Source organism: Sphingomicrobium clamense (assembly GCF_019264355.1).
GTDB classification, from domain to species: domain Bacteria; phylum Pseudomonadota; class Alphaproteobacteria; order Sphingomonadales; family Sphingomonadaceae; genus Sphingomicrobium; species Sphingomicrobium clamense.
Window position 1 is genome coordinate 87186 of sequence record NZ_JAHVAH010000001.1, and the last position, 15194, is coordinate 102379.

The following is a 15194-nucleotide window of genomic DNA, read 5'->3' on the forward strand; positions in this document are numbered from 1 at the left end:
CCGACGTGCATATTCTTGCGACTATGAAGACGAAGACTCTTTTCCTGCTCGGCGGCATGGCCGCGCTGGTCGCGCTGAGCGCGGGCCAGGCGAATGCGCAGGATCGGTCGAAGACGCCCAAGAATTGGGACTATGAGATCGTCGATGGCAAGCGCGTGCCCAAGGCCAAGCGTCAGGTGAACGACGACGGCAGCTGGCGCGAAGAGCGCCGCACCGGCGATTGCGTCGAAGTGAAAGAGCGTAGCGCGTCGGGCGAGATCAAGATCACCCGCACCTGCGACAACAAGCCCGACTAGCCGTCGGCACTATCCTCGAGAACGGTTTCTTCGCGCGTGTCGAGACGCGTGATTTCGCATGGCGGTAGGCCGGTCTCCACGACATCTTCGCAATAGCGCACCTGCGCCGTGTCGTCGGCGCCCATGAAGATCGCCCATTGGCGGCCGTCGTCACACATGGCCGTCCACTGGTCGAGGCTCTCATATTGCCCGACATAGCCTGAATATTCGACCCGCTGGCACGGCATGCCGACGCCGGTAATGGCGCGCTTGAGCGCGATGTTGCGATAGAGCGGCGACAGCTCGAACATCTTGTCCTGCTGCTCCGAACGCACCGTGATTTCGGCGTCGCCTTCGCTTTCGACCTTGCCGCAGGCGGCCAGCGCAGCGGCGGTGCAGCCCAGGATCAGTGCTTGGCGGACCATGGATTTTCCTCCTTGTCGTGCGGCGCGCGCTCTTCGCTTTCGATGAAACTGGCGAGCGTCGCCAGCGCCTCCCGGATCACAGGATCTTCGCTGGCCTCGGCCATGCGGCGCAATTCGCCGGGCGATCGCGGTTGAAACGGTTCCACATGAGGCCAATGCGTATTGGACATTTTGGTTGCGATTCCGGTCCTATTCGGAGCGAACGCTGACGTGGGCAGCGGCCTTTTCGGCCAATGCGCGCGCCTCCTCGGCGCTCCCTGCTCGTGCCAGAACCACGCCCATGCGGCGGCCCGGTCTTGTCGTGGGCTTGCCGAACAGGCGAACGTCCACCGGCGTGCCGGGACCGCCGCAAGCGAGCGCGTCTTCGATGCCTTCGAAGCTGAAGCTGTCGCTCTCCTCGCCGGCCAGGATCACCGAGGTCGCGGCCCCGCCGTCGACGGGCTGGATGGCAGGGATCGGCAGGCCCAGGATGGCGCGAAGGTGGAGCTCGAACTGGTTGGGCGACTGGCCGATCAGGGTCGCCATGCCCGTGTCGTGCGGGCGCGGCGAGAGTTCGGAGAAAATGGCACGCTTGCCCGCGATGAAGAACTCGACGCCGAAAATGCCATGGCCGCCCAAGGCGGTGACGACCTTGGCGGCCTGATCCTGCGCGGATTTGAGCGTTTCATCGGACAGAGCAGCGGGTTGCCAACTGGAGCGATAGTCGCCGCCTTCCTGCACGTGGCCGATGGGTTGGCAGAACAAGATTCCGCTTTGTGAAGAGACGGTTAGCAGGGTGATCTCGCTGTCGAAGCGGATGAACTCCTCGACGATCACGCGCGGGCGGTCGCCGCGCATATTGTCGACGGCATAAGTCCATGCGGCGCGCAGTTCGGCCTCGTCCTTCGCCATCGACTGGCCCTTGCCCGAACTGCTCATGACCGGCTTGACGATGCAGGGGTAGCCGGTGTGTGTGGCGGCAGCGACGGCTTCGTCCTCGCTTTCGGCGAAGCGATATCTGGACGTCTCGAGCCCGAGCTCTTCGGCGGCGAGGCTGCGGATATTGTCGCGGTTCATTGTCTGCTTTGCCGCGTTGGCGGACGGCGCGACGCGCCAGCCCTCGCCCTCCAGCGTCATCAGCATGTCGGTATCGATCGCCTCGATCTCCGGCACGATCACGTCGGGCTTGTGCTTCTCGACCACGGCGCGGAGCGCGGCGCCGTCGAGCATCGAGAAAGTCTCGGAGACGTCGGCGACCTGCATCGCGGGCGCGCCCTCGTAGCGGTCGCAGGTGACAACGCGGCATCCGATCCGCTTGGCGGCGATGGCGAATTCGCGGCCCAGTTCGCCCGAACCGAGCAGCATCAATGTGGCGATATGCATGGCCTGCTGCCTAGCGCCCCTTGCGCTTCATCGGCAAGTCGTCATGGTGGCCCCGAACCGAAACAGGGGGTCCAGCCATGTCCATCTCGCTTCTCGCCTTTGCCGCCGCGCTCGCGCAGGACGCGCCGCCGCCGCGCACGCCCAACGATCCGATCGACGAGGCGCCCGAGAGCGCATGGACCGAGATTGCGGCCGACGACCTGATGGTGATGGACGTGGGCGGCAAACGGGTGGTGATCCAGCTCAACGAGGCCTTCGCGCCGACCCACGTCGCCAACGTCAAGAATTTCGCGCGCAACGGCTATTGGGACGGTGGCAGCGTCTATCGCGTGGTCGACAATTGGGTGACCCAGTGGGGCAATGGCGGCAACCCGCTCTACGCAGACGAGAACAAGCCGCTGCCCGAGGGCGCGGTCGAGAACCCGCCCGCTGACTACGCGCGGCCCGCCGGCAGCGTGAATGTCACCCCGCTTGGCTCGTCGGACAGTTTCTCGTCGATGGCCGGGTTCGACAATGGCTGGCCTGTCGCGGTGCATGACGACGGCACCGTCTCGCCGACTTATTGCTACGGCTATGTCGGGGTGGCGCGCAGTGCCGATCCGGACACCGGCACGGGATCGGAGTTGTTCGCGATCATCGGGACGCCGGCGCGCAGGCTCGACCGCAACTACGCAGTCATCGGGCGCGTGGTCGACGGTATGGAGAACCTCTCGGCAATACCGCGTGGCACCGACACGATGGGCGTCTATGCCGAAGGCCAAGCGCAAATCCCGATCGAAGTGACGATGATGGACGCGCTGCCCGAAGACGAACAAATGCGCTTCAAGATGATGAAGGAAGGTTCGGCCAGCTTTGCCGAATATGTCTACCTGACGAGCCATAACCTTCATTATGGACGCGGCACGTCGGGCTCGGACATCTGTTCGGTCCGGGTTCCCGTTCGAAAGATCGAAGAGGAGGGCTGAGCCCTCTAGGCGGCGAAGAAGACCGGGCGGTCGGGCCGGTGCGCGTTCTTGTGCACGATTTCCGGCGGCGCGCTGGCCGACAGGATGCTGGCCTCTGCAAGCGGAAGCGCGGTCGAGCAATAGGCACATTCGGCCGAAAAGCGACCCACGATCCACTGCACGCGGCCGCAGCCCGGGCAGTGATTGACCTCATTTTCGCGATAGACGGCATGATAGCCACGGCCCGCGGGGTCGTGGCGCATCTTCAGTTCGCTCAAGGTCGGCACGTGAGTCATAATCGCTCCCTTTCGACCATTTTGAACGTTTAACGAAGAGTTAGGTTTCGTCCGTCCCGCTCCAGGACGTTGCTCAGACGGTGCGGAGCGCGCGCGCAGGACGTGCCGAAATGGCCGGCCAGGCAGCCAGCAACGCGGCGATAACCGCGACTGCCACGGCCCCCGGCCCGAGCGCGATCAGCATCGGCCAATCAGGCGAAAAGGCGAATTCAAAAAGCCGTGTGACGACGATCCACGAAGCCAGCACGCCCGCCCCCAGGGCGATCGCGGCGGCGCCGGTCGACAAAGCGAGGAACTCGATCAGCTGCGTGCGGGTCAGCTGCGCGCGACTGGCCCCGACGAGGCGGAGCAGCACAAGATCGCGGGCGCGTTCGCGGCGGGTGGCGACGACTGCGCCTGCGAGCACGACGACGCCCATGGCGATGGCGAGGATGACGGCGACGCGGATCGCGGCATCGAGGCTGACGAGGATCGAGCGCACTTCGGCGACGATATCGCCAACGCGGATCGCGCTGACCTGCGGCAGTTGATTGACCAGCGCGCGTTCGAACGGACGCGTGTCGGTGTCGGGCGGGGTGGTCACCGTCGCCATCTGCGTGTGCGGGACCTCTTCGAGCGTGCCGGGCGCGAAGATCATCGCGAAGTTGAAGCCGAAGCTGCGCCAGTCAATGGTCCGGAGCGAGGAGATGGTCGCCTCGATCGGGCGGCCGAGGATGGAGATTGTCAGCGTATCGCCGACTTCGAGGCCGAGCGCCTGCGCGGCTTCGACGTCGAGGCTGATTTGCGGCGGGCCGTCATAATCGGACGGCCACCATTCGCCCGAGACGACGTTGTTGCCCTCGGGCAGGTCGGCGAGGAAAGTGAGCCCGCGATCGCCGCGCAGGATCCACGCGCCGTCGGGAATATTTTGCATCTCGGCGACGGGCGTGCCGTTCACCTCGACCACCGGGCCACGCAGCGAGGGGACCAGTTCGAAGCTGGCATTGGGCAGCGTCGTGTCGAGCGCCTCGCGGAATTGCGGACTGCCGTCCGACGGAATGTCGAGCAGGAAGACCGAAGGCGCGCGGTTGGGAATGGACTGGTCGATTTCCTTGAGGATCGACTGGCCGGTCGCAGCCAGCGCGACGAGCAGGCTGAGCCCGAGACCGAGCGCGACGGTCAGCCGCACGGTAGCGTTGCCGGGCCGGTCGAGCGCGGCGATGCCGAGCCGGGTCACGGGGCCGCCGCGATGGCGCAGCGTGCGCGCGGCGACGCGGATCAGCCAGCCGAAGAAGGCAAAGAAGATGCCGAGCGCGACGAGCGCGCCGATCGAGCGGAGCGCAAGCTGCTCGTTCGAAGCGCTGACGACCGCAAGCAGCACGGCGAGAAGAAAGGCCGCGAGCGGGACAAGCCAACGCCTGCGTGCACTGTGGGTGCTGGCGCCATCGCGAAGCAGGGCGGTGGGACGCGCGGCGAGCGCCTCGGCAAGCGGGCGCCAGGCTGCGGCAATCATGGCGAGAACCACGACAGCCGCCGCCAGCCCGAGCGCCTGCCAATGCGGGCCCGGGTCGGGAAGGATGGGAAGCTGGTCACCAAAGGTTGCGGTGACGATGCCGGGGGCGAGCATGCCAAGGAGAAGGCCGGGGATCAGCGCTGCCAGCGCGACGGCGGCCAGTTCGAGGCCGAGCATGCCGGCAAGGGTCTTTCTTTGCGCCCCGACAAGCTTGAGGCGAGCGACGGTGGCGCGGCGACTGGCGGCGAATGCGCGTGCCGCGCTGGCGATGCCGAGCGTGCCGATACCGAGCGCAGCGAGCGCGATGAGGAGCAGCATGTCGCCGGTGCGCGCGACGAAGCGCTGGACGCCGCCTGCGGCTTCCCCGCGCGCGACTTCGCGCCAGCCGGCGTCCTCGAACCGTTCCTGGAAGGCGCGGCCGACCTCTTCGGGGACCCGGCCGTCCTCGATCAGCATGCGATATTCGTGGCTGACAATACTGCCCGGCACGATGAGGCCGGTGGCGTCCATCGCTTCCTCGGTCAGGAGGATGGGCGGGGCGAGATTGAAGGCGCCGCCCTGCGGCATCTCGTCGATGATCGCGCCGATGGTCACGGTCGCGAAGCCGAGCCGTGCCGTATCGCCGACCTCAAGCAGAAGGCGGTCGGACAATAGCGGGTCGATGGCGATCGACAGGCCCTCGGGCCGTTCGCCGTCAAACGTGACCTCTCCCGCGAGCGGCCAATTCTCGTCGATACTGCGCAGTTCGGCCAGCGCGGTGCCGTCGGGGGCGTTGAGCATGCCGCGCGTCTCGACCATGTGGCTGACCGGGCCGATGTCGCGCATGGCCGCGAGCTCTTCCTCGGTCGCCTCGCGATTGGCGATGGAGAGAAGGAGGTCACCACCAAGGATCGCTCGCTGGTTGTCGCCGATCGCCTTGTCCATTGCGGCGGTGAGGCTGAGCACCGCAGCAAGACCCGCGACCGAAAGCAGCAGGCAGGCCCACAGCAGGCCGAGCCCGCCGAGCCCGCCGCGCAGGTCGCGCCGTGCGAGGGTCAGTGCCTTCACGCGGCGACCTTTTCGGCGATCAGGCCGTCGGCGATGGTGAGCGTGCGATCGGCACGCGCGGCAAGCGCGGGATCGTGCGTGATGACGACAAGGCCCGATCCGGTGTCGGCAGCGCGTTCGAACATGAGGTCGATGATCGCCTCGCCCGTCTTGCCGTCGAGATTACCGGTGGGTTCGTCGGCCAGCAGCAGTCGCGGGTGGGGCGCGGTGGCGCGGGCAATGGCGACGCGCTGCTGCTCGCCGCCCGACAGCTGGGTCGGATAGTGGGTGAGCCGGTGCGACAGGCCGACCCGGTCGAGCTCGGCCGCAGCGCGGTCGCGAGCGTCGTTGAGGCCGGCAAGCTCCATCGGCACGGCGACATTCTCGATCGCGGTCATGGTCGGGAGAAGCTGGAAGCTTTGCAGAATGATGCCGATCTCGCGGCCGCGCAGGCGTGCGAGCGCATCCTCGTTCATCCCGGCAATGTCGTTGCCGAGCAGTTCGACCTGGCCTTTCGATGCACGTTCGAGGCCGGCGATCACTGCCATCAGCGAAGATTTGCCTGAGCCCGACGGGCCCAGGATGGCGAGATGTTCGCCCTCGCCAACCTCGAGGTCGATGCCCTTGAGGATGTCGGTGCGCGCCGGACCCTGGCCGAGCGTCAGGTGGATGTCGGAGAGGCGGATGAGAGGGCTGGTCATAGGGTCCTGAGCTAGGGATGTTGATGCGGACACGCAATGACGGCACAAGGTCCGTCATGTCCATTCGCTTCCTGTCGCATCTCGTCGCGCTCCTCACGCTATTTTCGGCCAGCGCCCACGCCCAGCCGGTCGAACGACCGACGATCATGGCGTTCGGCGACAGCCTGACGGCGGGCTACAACCTTCCCGAGGGGCTCGGCTTTGCGCCGCAACTCGAGGATGCGCTACGCCGCGAGGGCGTGGCGGCGACGGTGATCGACGCGGGCGTGTCGGGGGAGACGACCAGCGGCGGGCGCGAGCGCATCGAATGGGTGCTCGACGGGCTGGAAAAGAAGCCCGACCTGTTCATCCTCGAACTGGGCGGCAACGACATGCTGCGCGTGATCGACCCGGCGCTAACCGAGGCGAATTTGCGCGCGATGCTCGACGTGCTGGCGGAGCGCGACATCGACGTGCTGCTGGCAGGGATGCAGGCGGCGCCCAATTACGATCCGGCCTTCGTCGAAGCGTTCAACGCCATCTATCCCCGGCTTGCCGCCTATTACGACGTGCCGCTCTACCCACTGTTCGTCGATGGCGTCGCGGGCGAGCCTGACAAGCTGCTGCCCGACGGAATCCATCCGAATTTCGAAGGGATCAAAGTGATGGTGACGCGGATCCTGCCGAGCGTGCGGCAGTCGCTTGAGAACTAGCTGGCGAGCTGCTGCGTATCGACCGGCTCGGCGAATTCCGCGCCCATACGGGTGCCGGCGGTCCATTTGACCACCGCGCTGGCGCGGTCGCGACCGGGGATGATCAGCCAGACGCGGGTGCCGACTTCGAAATGGGCATCGGGCGCTTCGACCATGAAGCCATGCTCTGACAGGTTGATGACCCTCGCCTCGCAGCCTTCGGCGCCCATCTCGCGCACGTGCGCGTCGACCTCCACGTCGCGGCGTTCGCTGCGGCGTCGGTCCTCGAAATTGTCAGCCTCGGTAATCCGGGCTTTGATCATGCGAAAGTCCATGTTCATGCCGAGTTAGCGACCAAGCTCCTCGGCAAAATTGATTCCAATGCGGCCGTCCCGCACCCAACGCACATAGGCGGTTTGTTCTCCATGGTCGAGCAGCTGCAGGCTGACCTGTTCGCCGATATGGGGCACGCCTTTGAAAATTACCATGGCCCCCGCGCTGGAAATATTCGCCAAGCGCACGACATGGGCGTGGCCGCGAATGGTCATGACGGCGGTCTCCGATTCCATGTCGTGGCGTTCCTCGGCACGCTGGTCGAAGACGCGCTTGACGGTGCGCGGAATCAGGTTCGCATCGAGCAACGATTTTTCGCTCACGTGAGCTCTCCCCAAATGGTCCGGGTCACGAGGGTAAGCGGCGATGCTTAACAAGCGGTTTTCAATGCAAAAAATGCCGTTCAGCCTCTGTTTTGCCACGCACTTGCATGGTAAGCGGGTCGAGACCGGGCCTGCGGGGGTTTGGGATACGGGAATACGGTTCAAGGGTGAGATCAATGAAATTGGACAAATTTTCGAAACTGTCGCTGCTCGCGGCAGGTGTTGCGATGCCCATGACGCCGCTTGTCGCGCAGGACGCGACGCAGCAGGCCGAGGCGGTCGAGCAGGAAGCGCCGGCCAAGCCGGTCGTGGTGCCGGTGGATCGCCAGCCGGTGATGGAGGTCGTGGCCGACCCGCTCGCCGCGCAGGACGAACCCGAGATCGCCGAACCCGAAGCGCCGCTGATGTGGAGCGAGGCACAGGCGCAGGCGCTCTACGACTTCATGGTAGGGATCGGCGCGGAAGGTCTCGATCCGGCCGACTATCCCATCGAGCGGCTCAAATACGGCCTGGAAAGCGGCAATGCGCTGGTGCTGTCGAGCGCGGCGAATTTTGCCTTCGACCATGTCATCCATGACGTGCTTCTCGGCCACACGCCGAAAGAGAACCGCGTCGACTGGCACATCGTCGACACCGATCTCGACAGCGTATCGCTGAATGTTGTCCGTGCCGCCGCGCTGGCCGCGCCCGACATGGGGCAGTGGCTGCTCGGCCAGCTGCCGACACACCCGCAATATGCCGCGCTCAAGAATGCGCTGCGCGTGGCGGATCCCGAAGACGCTGAACTGGTCGCCAAGATCCGCACCAATCTCGACCGCTGGCGCTGGATGCCGCGCGACCTAGGCGACCGCTACATCATCGTCAATGTGCCGGCCTACACCGCCGCGTTGGTCAAGGATGGCAAGACCATCTCGCGCCACAAGGCCGTGGCGGGGGCCAAGGCGACGCCAACGCCGCAGCTGATGGCCGAAGCGACGGGGGTGATCTTCAATCCCTACTGGAACGTGCCCAAGTCGATCGAACCCGAAGTGCGCGGCAAGCCCGGCTACGAAGCGATCAAGGCCGACGACGGCTCGATCATCCGCTATCGCCAGCCGCCGGGACCGTCCAACGCGCTCGGTCAGGTGAAGTTCGTGATGTACAACCCGCACCTCATCTACCTGCACGACACGAACGCGCGCGGCCTGTTCGACACGCAGAACCGCGCTTACAGCCACGGCTGCATCCGCACCGAGAACATTCTCAAGCTGGCAACGATGCTGCTCGAGGAAGACGGTGGAGACTGGTCGCCGGAAAAGACCGTCGACGTCGTCAACTCGGGCGAGAATACCGGTGCCAAATTCGTCAAGCCGTTGCCGGTCTACATCGTCTACATGAGCGCGGCGGCAAAGCCCGATGGCGGTATCGTCGAATATGAGGATATTTATAGCCGCGACGGCAAGGTGCTCGCCGCACTGGGCGATGCGCAGAGCGAAGAGCGCATGGCCGACCTCGAAGCGGCCATTGCAGAGGGCGGCAGCGAGTAACACGCTCCTCCGATATCAACAGAAAAGGCCGGCTCCCTCGCGGGGGCCGGCCTTTTCCATGGGAAACTCGTTGTCGGCCTAGGCCAGTTTGTCGGCGTAGATCAGTCGACCGTCGCCGAGCCGGTTCAACAGCAGCCAGTGGTCGCGCTGGCCGAAGGCGAAGCAGCCCTCGCTGCGCCCCAGCTTACCGTGTTTGCGCACCATGTCGGCCTCGGCATACCAGGCCGGGTGCATGACGATTGCGCGGTCCCAGGCATTGCTGTTCGAAAAGTCGAGCCCGTGCAGCTTCATCGAGAGGCCGTACTTGCCGCGATACTGGTTTGCGGTGACGTAAGCACCCGACGAGGTCGCCAGGCTGTTCACCGTGTTCGAGAATTTCTGGAGATAGCCGGTATGGCCGCGATCCGATCCGCGCCCGTGCGTCGTATAGAAGCTTTCGACCGTGCCCGAGGCCATGTGGACAAGGTGGAAGCGCTTTTCGGACGAATGCTTGTCGAAGTCGACGATCCCGACCGAATCGCGATGGCGCACCTGGCCCGCGTGGCGATCGAGCGCCGCGCGAGCGCGTTCGATCAGCGCGGGATTGACGCCCTGCGGCGTCGGGGTCGCGGGACCGCGATGCACGCGCACCGGCGGCGATCCGACTTCACGGAACTGCATCGCGTCCTGGCGACGCGCCAGCAGCGGCGAGGACAAGACAAGCCCTCCGGCGCCCGCCAAACCGGCACGCAACATACGACGACGATCGAATTCCATTTGGTTAACCCCTCCCCGGTAACTGAAGATTTTCTATAGCAACCAAAGACTTAATGTCGCCTTAGGATGTTATCATTTCGTCGCGCCAAGCCGTCGACTTGTCCTATTCATCGCGCGTTCCGACACGCCCGTTTAAGGTTGCCTTCCATCGACCCCGCTGCTAATGGGCCGCCTTCACCAGCGCGCCACTGGCTGCGCAGGCCAATTTTCCTCGGGTTTCAGCCATTTGCGATTCGGCCGATGCCCAAACCGATTTGGAGTTGAAGGCTTTTATGCAGATCATCGTTCGCGACAATAATGTCGACCAGGCGCTGCGCGCGCTGAAAAAGAAGCTGCAGCGTGAGGGCGTCTATCGCGAAATGAAGCTGCGTCGTCACTACGAGAAGCCGTCGGAAAAGCGTGCGCGCGAACGTGCCGCCGCGATCCGTCGTGCGCGTAAGCTCGAGCGTAAGCGCATCGAGCGTGAAGGCGGCCGCTAAGCCCCTCTCCCTCCTTCCCTGAAGGATCTCAATATGTCGGTGAGCCAGGTCCCGCTTCGGCCGATTGCCAAGGGTTCGGTCCTCAAATTGTGGCTGGCCATCGCCGCGCTCGTCGCGGCGGCCTTTGCGCTCGCCTATTGCGCGACCGCGCCGCTCAAGGGTGAGGTCACCGACAGCGGACTGCAGTTCCGCGTGCTCGAAGAGGGCGACGGCGAGCTGATCACCGTCGATGACGGCGCATTCGTCATTTACGAAGGTCGCCTGCTCGATGGCACCGTGTTCGATTCGAGCGACGGCCGACCGGTCCCGATGCTGCCTAACGGCGTGGTTCCGGGTTTTCGCGAGGCGCTGTTGAAGATGCGCGAAGGCGGCAGCTACCGCGTCGTCATCCCGTCCGAGCTGGCCTATGGCGACCAGGATAACGGGCCGATCCCCGCCAACAGCGACCTGGAATTCGATGTCGAGATCGAATCGGTCGTGCGCGGCGCCGCGCTGATGGTGCAGCAGCAACAGCAGCAGGGCCTGCCGCCGCAATAGGCGAACCCAAGGATCGCAAGCGAGAAAGCGCCGCCCTAACCGGGCGGCGTTTTCGTTTCGGTCGCCGGCTCGTTTTTCTCTTCGGCATAGGCTTCGAGCGCGGCCTTGATCGCAGCGACGATCGGGTCGGCAAGCAGCAGGCCGAGGAAGCCGAACAGCGTGCCCATGATCAGCTGCATCGCCAGCACCAATGCGGGCGCGAGGTCGACCGTCTTTTTCGCGATCATCGGAATGACGATGTAGCCGTCGACATTCTGGACGAAGAAATAGACGAAGATTGCCCACAGGCCCTGTTCGGTCCCGGCGGAGAAGCCGACCGCGACCATCAACAGGCCCGAGATGATCGCCCCGATGTTCGGGATGAAGGCGAGCAGACCGGTCAGCAGGCCGAGCAACGCAGCGAGCGGCACGCCCCCGATCAGCAGCATGACGTAGGTGAACACACCCTCGAACGCCATGCCGACCAGGCGGCCCGCAAGCAGGCGGCGCAAATTGTAGCCGACGCGGTCGGAGATTTCGTAAAAGGTCGAGCGGCTCTCGGTCGGCAGCATCCAGGCGATGCCACGGTCGTAGAGGCGCGGTTCGGCGGCGATGAAGATGCCGATGACCAGGATCATCAACCCTGCCGCCAGCCCGCCGACGGCAGACCCGAGGATGGAGGTGACGCGCCCGACCGAGCCGACCACCTGTCCGGACACCATCGAGAAGTCGGCGTCGGGGAAGAAGCCGCTGCTCGCGGCCCAGTCGAGCAGGCGATTGGCCTGCACCGTCACGGCATCGCGCAGTTCGCCGAACTGACCGGCAAGAGAAGTGCCTGCCCACCAGAAGACCCAACCGAGGAAGGCGAAGGTCGCGAGGATGACCATCGCCAGACGCCAGCCGCGCGCGATCGGGAGCACGCGCCCGAGGAGGCGAGTGCCGCCATCGAGCATAACCGCGAACACCATGCCGCCCGCGATCAGCATCAGCGGTCCGGCAAGAACCACCACGCCCGCCGCCAGCAAGACCATGCCGATCCAGATCGCCGCGCGCTTGAATTCGAACCGCAGGCGCGGATCGTGAATTTCGGTGGGGCCGGGTCCTTGCTGGTTGGCTTCACTCATGCACTTGCCCCCTTGTTCGATATTATTCGGTGTCGGTGTCGCTGCCCAAGCTGACCCAGCTTCGTCCTTCGCGCAAGCTTTGCCACCATGTCAGCGGATTGAGCGTTGCGGTCCCGTCGAGCGAGAAGGTGATGAATTCGGCGCGGCCGCCGATATTCTCGACCGGCACCGGACCGCCCAACCCGTTCGCCTCGAGCGGGAAGCGGCTGTCCGAGCTGCGGTCGCGATTGTCGCCCATCAGCCAGACATGGCCCTCGGGGATCGTGATCGGGTCGAAGTCGTCGGCGGCCGAATTGAACAGGTCGATCGTGTCGTAGCTTACCCCGTTGGGCAGCGTTTCGCGCACGATCGGAAGGCGACAATAAAGGTTGCCGTCCTCTGCGCGGACGCGATGTCCGGGAAATTCGCGGATGCCGCACGGCGCATTGGGATCGACCGGGATCATCGCCTGCGGACGACGCTCGATCGCCACCGCGACCCCGTTGATGACCAGCCGGCCCGACGTCATGGCGATCGTGTCGCCGGGCAGGCCGATGACGCGCTTGATATAGTCCTCGTCGCGGCCGGGCGGGGTCACGATCACCGTATCTCCGCGTTCGGGGTACGAGCCAAACAGTCGGCCCTTCATGGGCGGGAGGGTGATGTTCCAGGGCTCGGCCGGGCCGTCGCCGAAGATGTTGCGCGCGACTGCCGCCGGGTTGGGAATGGTCGGCGAGACATAGCTGTAGCCGTAGGGATATTTGGTCACCACCAGCCGGTCACCCTCGATCAGCGCGGGCATCATCGATTCCGAGGGGATGTAGAAGGGCTTGGCAACGAAGCTATGGAAGACGAGCACAGCCAACAGCACCCACAGCATGGCGCGAATCTCGTCCATGCTCGCGCGCAGGAAATCGCGGCCCTTCTGGAGCGGCGTCTTTTTCTTGTCGGGGCTGGGGGTCGGAGTGGGCGTCGTCACGGCGGTGGTCATTCGGGCAGGGCTTCCAGGATCACGAAGGCCTGCGCCCATGGATGATCGTCGGTGAGGGTCAGATGAACCAGCATTCGGTGGCCATCGGGGGTGAGTTCGTCAAGCCGCGCCTTCGCGCCGTTGGTGAGTTCGAGCGTCGGCGCGCCCGAGGGGGCATTCACCACGCCGATATCCTTCATATAGACGCCGCGCTTGAAGCCCGTGCCCACCGCCTTGGAGAATGCTTCCTTGGCCGCGAAGCGCTTGGCGAGCGTGCCAGCGGCGGTGAAAGGTCGGCGCTTGGCCTTGGCGCGCTCGGTCTCGGTAAAGCTGCGCTGGAGGAAGCGATCGCCGAAGCGGTCGAGCGAGGACTGGATCCGCTCGATATTGCACAGGTCGCTGCCAAGCCCGACGATCATGAACGCCTCGCAATCTTCGAATAAATATGCAGCAAGGCTGTCAAAACGATCGTGCCCACGATAAGCCAAACAGTGGACATGAACGCGCCGCCCGTTGGCTTATCGAATAGCATGGCGGCGATTATTAGCCCGATTAGTATGAGCATCGCTCCCATTCTAATGAGCATCAGGACGATCAGGGCTTTGGAGATCATCCGCGCGCCTCGTCCATCAGGTCGCGCATCTTGCGGACGCTTTCTTCCAGCCCGACGAAGATCGCTTCGCCGACCAGATAGTGGCCGATATTGAGCTCCGCGATCTGGGGGATGGCGGCGATGGGCTGGACGTTTTCGTAAGTGAGGCCATGGCCCGCGTGTGGCTCGATCCCGTTCTTGGCGGCGAGCGCGGCCATGTCGGTGATGCGCTTTAGCTCCGACGCCAGCTTCTCGCTATCGCCGTCGAGGAAAGCGTGCGCATATTCGCCCGTGTGGAATTCGACCACGGGCGCGCCGAGCCGGTGCGCGGCGTCGAGCTGGCGCTCGCTCGCCTCGATGAACAGGCTGGTACGGATGCCGGCATCGTTGAGCCGTGCGACGAACGGCGCAAGGTGGTTATGCTGACCCGCCGCATCGAGCCCGCCCTCGGTCGTCCGCTCCTCACGCTTTTCCGGGACGATGCAGGCGGCATGGGGTGAATGGCGCAGCGCGATCTCGAGCATTTCCTCGGTTGCCGCCATTTCAAGATTCAGTGGCAGGTCGGTCGCGTCCTGGATCCGGCGCAGGTCGGCATCGCGGATATGGCGGCGATCCTCACGCAGGTGCGCGGTGATGCCGTCGCCGCCGACGCTTGCCACGATTTCCGCCGCGCGCACCGGATCGGGATGATCGCCCCCGCGCGCATTCCGCACGGTCGCGACATGGTCGATATTGACGCCCAATCGGAGGCGATGGGGACGAAGCCGGTCGGTCACCCCTTGCGGCTGCCCGGCTTGATCGCCTCGATCGCCTCCAGCTCGGGCGGAAGGGAGTCGGGCTCGTAGGTCGGAATGTCGAGCGCGATGAGCGGGGTGAAGGGGACGCCGAGGTCGGTGCCGCCCGAGCGGTCGACGAGGCTGGCCGCCGCGACGACCTCGCCGCCCTCTTCGCGAATCGCCTTGATCGCCTCGCGGCTCGACAGGCCGGTGGTGACGACGTCCTCGACCATCAACACCTTCGTCCCGGGCTCCAGCGCGAAGCCGCGGCGCAGGTGGAAGACCCCGTCGGGACGCTCGAGAAACATGGCATCGACGCCCAGCGCGCGGCCCATTTCATGGCCGATGATGACCCCGCCCATGGCCGGCGAAACGACCGCCTCGATCGAGCCACGAATCTCGTCGGGAAGCTTGGCCGCCAGCGCCTCTGCCAGGCGGGCTGCACGGTGGGGATTCATGAGGACTCGGGCGCATTGCAGATAGTTGGGACTGCGCAGCCCGGAGGAGAGGATGAAATGGCCTTCGAGCAGCGCGTCGGCGCTCTTGAATTCGGCCAGAATTTCTTCCCTCGTCATCGCGCTCCCTCCACTGGTATGACGGCCTTCCGATAGGCGGTGGAGGCCGCCTC

The 15194-nt window shown here is 65.0% G+C and carries 20 protein-coding genes; 6 read left to right on the forward strand and 14 right to left on the reverse strand.

The window, feature by feature from the left end; translation table 11 throughout:
* The first annotated feature begins 23 nt into the window (after window positions 1–23).
* Window positions 24–296 (forward strand): hypothetical protein, encoded by a 273-nt coding sequence (locus KTQ36_RS00355; protein WP_218631815.1) that lies wholly within the window; start codon window positions 24–26, stop codon window positions 294–296.
* On the opposite strand, the gene KTQ36_RS00360 is transcribed toward KTQ36_RS00355, so the two are convergent.
* The 3 genes from KTQ36_RS00360 to purT form a co-directional block, all read right to left on the reverse strand.
* Window positions 293–700 carry a hypothetical protein gene (locus KTQ36_RS00360; RefSeq protein WP_218631816.1) on the reverse strand — a complete coding sequence of 136 codons (408 nt, stop codon included), beginning with the start codon at window positions 698–700 and terminating at the stop codon, window positions 293–295. The two genes, KTQ36_RS00355 and KTQ36_RS00360, sit on opposite strands and share 4 nt — an antisense overlap.
* The gene (locus KTQ36_RS11250; RefSeq protein WP_255553900.1) at window positions 682–804 is read right to left on the reverse strand and encodes a hypothetical protein; all 123 of its coding nucleotides are present in this window, start codon (window positions 802–804) and stop codon (window positions 682–684) included. The genes KTQ36_RS00360 and KTQ36_RS11250 overlap by 19 nt, the downstream gene beginning before the upstream one ends.
* Before the next feature lie 85 nt (window positions 805–889).
* Window positions 890–2062: a formate-dependent phosphoribosylglycinamide formyltransferase gene (gene purT / locus KTQ36_RS00365; RefSeq protein WP_218631817.1), complete on the reverse strand. Its 1173-nt coding sequence runs from the start codon at window positions 2060–2062 to the stop codon at window positions 890–892.
* A 77-nt stretch (window positions 2063–2139) separates the two neighbouring features.
* Here purT and KTQ36_RS00370 point away from each other — a divergent pair, with 77 nt between their 5' ends.
* On the forward strand, window positions 2140–3027 hold the full coding sequence (locus KTQ36_RS00370) for a peptidylprolyl isomerase (RefSeq protein WP_218631818.1): 888 nt from the start codon (window positions 2140–2142) through the stop codon (window positions 3025–3027).
* A 5-nt stretch (window positions 3028–3032) separates the two neighbouring features.
* Here KTQ36_RS00370 and KTQ36_RS00375 read toward each other — a convergent pair whose 3' ends face one another.
* The 3 genes from KTQ36_RS00375 to KTQ36_RS00385 all read right to left on the reverse strand — a co-directional run bounded on the left by KTQ36_RS00375 (window position 3033) and on the right by KTQ36_RS00385 (window position 6521).
* Window positions 3033–3302 (reverse strand): hypothetical protein, encoded by a 270-nt coding sequence (locus KTQ36_RS00375; protein ID WP_218631819.1) that lies wholly within the window; start codon window positions 3300–3302, stop codon window positions 3033–3035.
* 73 nt (window positions 3303–3375) lie between these two features.
* Window positions 3376–5841: an ABC transporter permease gene (locus KTQ36_RS00380; protein ID WP_218631820.1), complete on the reverse strand. Its 2466-nt coding sequence runs from the start codon at window positions 5839–5841 to the stop codon at window positions 3376–3378.
* Complete coding sequence (locus KTQ36_RS00385; protein ID WP_218631821.1) at window positions 5838–6521, reverse strand: ABC transporter ATP-binding protein; 684 nt, start codon at window positions 6519–6521, stop codon at window positions 5838–5840. The genes KTQ36_RS00380 and KTQ36_RS00385 overlap by 4 nt, the downstream gene beginning before the upstream one ends.
* Before the next feature lie 56 nt (window positions 6522–6577).
* Between KTQ36_RS00385 and KTQ36_RS00390 the strand changes: the two genes are divergently transcribed.
* Window positions 6578–7213, forward strand: coding sequence for an arylesterase (locus KTQ36_RS00390; RefSeq protein WP_218631822.1), 636 nt, complete (start codon window positions 6578–6580; stop codon window positions 7211–7213).
* Here the strand turns inward: KTQ36_RS00390 and KTQ36_RS00395 are convergent.
* Window positions 7210–7515: a PilZ domain-containing protein gene (locus KTQ36_RS00395; RefSeq protein WP_218631823.1), complete on the reverse strand. Its 306-nt coding sequence runs from the start codon at window positions 7513–7515 to the stop codon at window positions 7210–7212. The genes KTQ36_RS00390 and KTQ36_RS00395 overlap by 4 nt on opposite strands.
* 24 nt (window positions 7516–7539) lie before the next feature.
* Entirely contained in the window at window positions 7540–7848 is a 309-nt protein-coding gene (locus KTQ36_RS00400; protein WP_218631824.1) for a PilZ domain-containing protein, read from the reverse strand.
* 176 nt (window positions 7849–8024) lie between these two features.
* Here KTQ36_RS00400 and KTQ36_RS00405 point away from each other — a divergent pair, with 176 nt between their 5' ends.
* Window positions 8025–9374, forward strand: coding sequence for a L,D-transpeptidase family protein (locus tag KTQ36_RS00405; RefSeq protein ID WP_218631825.1), 1350 nt, complete (start codon window positions 8025–8027; stop codon window positions 9372–9374).
* Window positions 9375–9452: 78 nt separating this feature from the next.
* Here KTQ36_RS00405 and KTQ36_RS00410 read toward each other — a convergent pair whose 3' ends face one another.
* A complete protein-coding gene (locus tag KTQ36_RS00410) occupies window positions 9453–10130 on the reverse strand; it encodes a murein L,D-transpeptidase catalytic domain family protein (protein WP_218631826.1) in 678 nt (225 codons plus the stop codon).
* A gap of 272 nt (window positions 10131–10402) precedes the next feature.
* Between KTQ36_RS00410 and rpsU the strand changes: the two genes are divergently transcribed.
* Window positions 10403–10609, forward strand: coding sequence for a 30S ribosomal protein S21 (rpsU, locus tag KTQ36_RS00415; RefSeq protein WP_183934334.1), 207 nt, complete (start codon window positions 10403–10405; stop codon window positions 10607–10609).
* A 33-nt stretch (window positions 10610–10642) separates the two neighbouring features.
* Window positions 10643–11146, forward strand: coding sequence for an FKBP-type peptidyl-prolyl cis-trans isomerase (locus KTQ36_RS00420; RefSeq protein WP_218631827.1), 504 nt, complete (start codon window positions 10643–10645; stop codon window positions 11144–11146).
* 35 nt (window positions 11147–11181) lie between these two features.
* Here KTQ36_RS00420 and KTQ36_RS00425 read toward each other — a convergent pair whose 3' ends face one another.
* The 5 genes from KTQ36_RS00425 to pyrE all read right to left on the reverse strand — a co-directional run bounded on the left by KTQ36_RS00425 (window position 11182) and on the right by pyrE (window position 15141).
* Window positions 11182–12249, reverse strand: coding sequence for an AI-2E family transporter (locus tag KTQ36_RS00425; RefSeq protein ID WP_218631828.1), 1068 nt, complete (start codon window positions 12247–12249; stop codon window positions 11182–11184).
* Window positions 12250–12271: 22 nt separating this feature from the next.
* A complete protein-coding gene (lepB, locus tag KTQ36_RS00430; protein WP_218631829.1) occupies window positions 12272–13219 on the reverse strand; it encodes a signal peptidase I in 948 nt (315 codons plus the stop codon).
* Window positions 13216–13617: a holo-ACP synthase gene (gene acpS, locus KTQ36_RS00435; RefSeq protein WP_218631830.1), complete on the reverse strand. Its 402-nt coding sequence runs from the start codon at window positions 13615–13617 to the stop codon at window positions 13216–13218. Before acpS ends, lepB begins: the two co-directional genes overlap by 4 nt.
* A gap of 190 nt (window positions 13618–13807) precedes the next feature.
* Window positions 13808–14566 (reverse strand): pyridoxine 5'-phosphate synthase, encoded by a 759-nt coding sequence (locus KTQ36_RS00440; RefSeq protein WP_218631831.1) that lies wholly within the window; start codon window positions 14564–14566, stop codon window positions 13808–13810.
* On the reverse strand, window positions 14563–15141 hold the full coding sequence (gene pyrE, locus KTQ36_RS00445; protein ID WP_218631832.1) for an orotate phosphoribosyltransferase: 579 nt from the start codon (window positions 15139–15141) through the stop codon (window positions 14563–14565). The genes KTQ36_RS00440 and pyrE overlap by 4 nt, the downstream gene beginning before the upstream one ends.
* Window positions 15142–15194: the final 53 nt, after the last annotated feature.

Bases quoted from the DNA above. Each gene is read 5' to 3' on its own strand.
- KTQ36_RS00375 (WP_218631819.1), bottom strand. From the start codon at position 3,302: ATGACTCACGTGCCGACCTTGAGCGAACTGAAGATGCGCCACGACCCC.
- KTQ36_RS11250 (WP_255553900.1), bottom strand. From the start codon at position 804: ATGGCCGAGGCCAGCGAAGATCCTGTGATCCGGGAGGCGCTGGCGACG.
- KTQ36_RS00385 (WP_218631821.1), bottom strand. From the start codon at position 6,521: ATGACCAGCCCTCTCATCCGCCTCTCCGACATCCACCTGACGCTCGGC.
- KTQ36_RS00370 (WP_218631818.1), top strand. From the start codon at position 2,140: ATGTCCATCTCGCTTCTCGCCTTTGCCGCCGCGCTCGCGCAGGACGCG.
- KTQ36_RS00395 (WP_218631823.1), bottom strand. From the start codon at position 7,515: ATGATCAAAGCCCGGATTACCGAGGCTGACAATTTCGAGGACCGACGC.
- pyrE (WP_218631832.1), bottom strand. From the start codon at position 15,141: ATGACGAGGGAAGAAATTCTGGCCGAATTCAAGAGCGCCGACGCGCTG.
- KTQ36_RS00390 (WP_218631822.1), top strand. From the start codon at position 6,578: ATGTCCATTCGCTTCCTGTCGCATCTCGTCGCGCTCCTCACGCTATTT.
- KTQ36_RS00405 (WP_218631825.1), top strand. From the start codon at position 8,025: ATGAAATTGGACAAATTTTCGAAACTGTCGCTGCTCGCGGCAGGTGTT.
- KTQ36_RS00420 (WP_218631827.1), top strand. From the start codon at position 10,643: ATGTCGGTGAGCCAGGTCCCGCTTCGGCCGATTGCCAAGGGTTCGGTC.
- KTQ36_RS00360 (WP_218631816.1), bottom strand. From the start codon at position 700: ATGGTCCGCCAAGCACTGATCCTGGGCTGCACCGCCGCTGCGCTGGCC.
- KTQ36_RS00355 (WP_218631815.1), top strand. From the start codon at position 24: ATGAAGACGAAGACTCTTTTCCTGCTCGGCGGCATGGCCGCGCTGGTC.
- KTQ36_RS00410 (WP_218631826.1), bottom strand. From the start codon at position 10,130: ATGGAATTCGATCGTCGTCGTATGTTGCGTGCCGGTTTGGCGGGCGCC.
- lepB (WP_218631829.1), bottom strand. From the start codon at position 13,219: ATGACCACCGCCGTGACGACGCCCACTCCGACCCCCAGCCCCGACAAG.
- purT (WP_218631817.1), bottom strand. From the start codon at position 2,062: ATGCATATCGCCACATTGATGCTGCTCGGTTCGGGCGAACTGGGCCGC.
- KTQ36_RS00425 (WP_218631828.1), bottom strand. From the start codon at position 12,249: ATGAGTGAAGCCAACCAGCAAGGACCCGGCCCCACCGAAATTCACGAT.
- acpS (WP_218631830.1), bottom strand. From the start codon at position 13,617: ATGATCGTCGGGCTTGGCAGCGACCTGTGCAATATCGAGCGGATCCAG.
- rpsU (WP_183934334.1), top strand. From the start codon at position 10,403: ATGCAGATCATCGTTCGCGACAATAATGTCGACCAGGCGCTGCGCGCG.